Here is a 2,309-nt window from a genome sequence, read left to right as displayed (position 1 = left end):
AAGCAGTACGTCATTGAGGCGTGGAGCGACTACGACTACGACCTCACCAAGAAGGACAGGCCTCTCATCACCCCGATTGTGGGTTACGCGCCGGAGCACCGCGGTGTTCTTATGGCTCGTCAGGATCTGAAGTTTGAGGGCGTTCCGAACTTCACGGATGCTACTGCGCCCACGCGAGAATACAAGACCCTGACCTCGAAGCTCACCTCCCAGGAGCAGCAGCAGCGCGCTACTCGCGGCGAGTTGACTGCGGCGCTGTACGCTCAGGCCGGTAGCCCCAAGGTGAACCTCCCGGCGGTCTCCCCGTGGCCGGATGTGAAGACCACCGACCCGAACTTCCCCGCTTACGTGTGGGCTCGCCAGAAGGGCATTACTTTCGGCTGGTCTGATGGTAAGTTCCACGCGGATGCCGGCATTTCGAACGCTACGGTTGCGGCGTTTACCTACCGTGCAGCGGGTTCCCCGGCTGTTTCTGGTGTTTCTTCGTTCACGGATGTTGATCCGAGTTCCGCTTTCTACCGTGAGATTCTGTGGTCCACTCAGCAGTATGTCATTACTCCGGATTTCGGCGCTTTTAATGCGACGGACCTGGTGAATCGTGGTCAGTTGGAGCAGATGCTGTTCAATTTCCAGAACCGCGCTAAGTAAGGCGGACTAGTTCTACGCTGAATACCCCGTGTTCTCGAGCAGGTTTTCTGTTCGGGCACACGGGGTTCAGCTTTTACCGGCTGATCAACCTGTGAAATGTCTCAAAACCTTCAAGCCTCCCTTGAGTGTTCCCTGACATCATTTGGAGGGTTTGATAGGGTGAAAATGTCCCCGAAACCGACGGGGCTTCCAACCATTTTTCTCATAGGGCGCGCAGATTCAACGGCGAATTCCCTACCCGCCGTTGAGCCCGCAGAGCCCTGCGAGAAACAACTTTAAGGATGTGTTATGTCCTCGCTTCCGAACTCTAAGTCTTCTTTCCTCCGCGCTGCTCAGGGTTGCGGCGCATTGGCGTTGGCTGGTGCTATGGTTCTGCCGATGACCCCGGCACTGGCTCAGAATGCGGCTCCTGCCGCTGATGCCGCTGTTGCTGCCGCTACCCCTCAGGCAGCTAACCAGGTCGCTGCGGCTACCCCGACCCTTGAGGTTTCCATCCCTGACGGTTACAAGTACGACGGCGTGAACCCCTCCCTCGTCACGACTGAGGGCGGTACCATCCATGTGAAGGGTGCGGGTTACACCAAGGAGTGGCGTGCTCAGCACGGTACCGTGGCGCTGTACATTGCTCCCGCGAACTACGCGCCCTCCGGCTACGAGATTCCGACTTCGAAGATGCTGCGCTTCGTGGAGGGTCAGGACTTCACCATTACCGATGACGGCACTTTTGAGGCTGATCTGAAGGTTGAGGCGTACAAGCTTGCTGCCTACTACTTCATCGATGATGACAACTTCCACGACCCGACCGGCGGCACCAAGTACGATGTCCTCTACGAAATTCGCGTGGTTGCTGAACAGAAGGATCAGAAGCCGCTGACCGCTCAGGAGCTGTGGACCAGCAAGAACGTGGTGAGCACCCAGGTACTGAATACTATGGGTGAGAAGCCGGCGCCGTTCGCACCGCGCCTGGGTTACAACGCTGTGACTGACCCCATAAAATCACAGGATCTGAACGTTGGTGGCCAGGGGTTTAACGGCGATATTCACTCCGTTAGGGGCGTTCAGCTCGTGGTTCGTGAGAAGGGCTCGAACACCCCGGTTCTGGCAACCAGCGACATTATCGAGTTTGACCACCCCACCCAGTCTTCGGCGTACCGTGATGGCAACCTGAACGGTACCGTGAATCTTCCGGCAAACACTCTGAACGCTTCGAAGAAGTACGTGATTGAGGTCTGGGCTAACGACGGTTACGGCAATAACGGTAAGCTGATCGCACCGGTCGTGGGCAGGTCCACCAAGGGCCGCGGTACCCTACTCGCGTGGCAGGACCTGGACCTGAACGGCACGAACGGTTACAGGGAGGCGAACCTGCCCAACGCTCAGGATCCCAAGAAGGATGACAACCAGAAGCCCGATCCTTCCGATGAGAAGCTGGAGACCCTCGCTACCCGCGGTGAGCTCGCAGCTGCCCTGTACATTCAGGCGGGCACCCCCGAGGTGAAGCTGCCTGAAACTTCTCCCTGGCCGGATGTGAAGACCACCGACCCGAACTTCCCCGCGTACGTGTGGGCTCGTCAGAAGGGTATTACCTTCGGCTGGTCGGACGGCAAGTTCCATGCTGATGCAGGCATTTCGAACGCTACCGTTGCGGCGTTCACCTACCG

The 2,309-nt window shown here is 58.0% G+C and carries 1 protein-coding gene and 1 pseudogene; both read left to right on the top strand.

The annotated features are described in order from the left end of the window. A pseudogene (locus HMPREF2749_RS05085) lies at positions 1 to 648 on the top strand (S-layer homology domain-containing protein); the annotation flags it as partial. A gap of 288 nt (positions 649 to 936) precedes the next feature. Continuing rightward, positions 937 to 2,309: gluconolactonase (locus tag HMPREF2749_RS05080; RefSeq protein ID WP_070593613.1), on the top strand; the 1,373-nt coding region annotated here is incomplete at its 3' end.

It is taken from the genome of Rothia sp. HMSC075F09 (assembly GCF_001810515.1).
Lineage (GTDB): Bacteria > Actinomycetota > Actinomycetes > Actinomycetales > Micrococcaceae > Rothia.
This window is presented reverse-complemented; position numbering and strand designations above follow the sequence as displayed.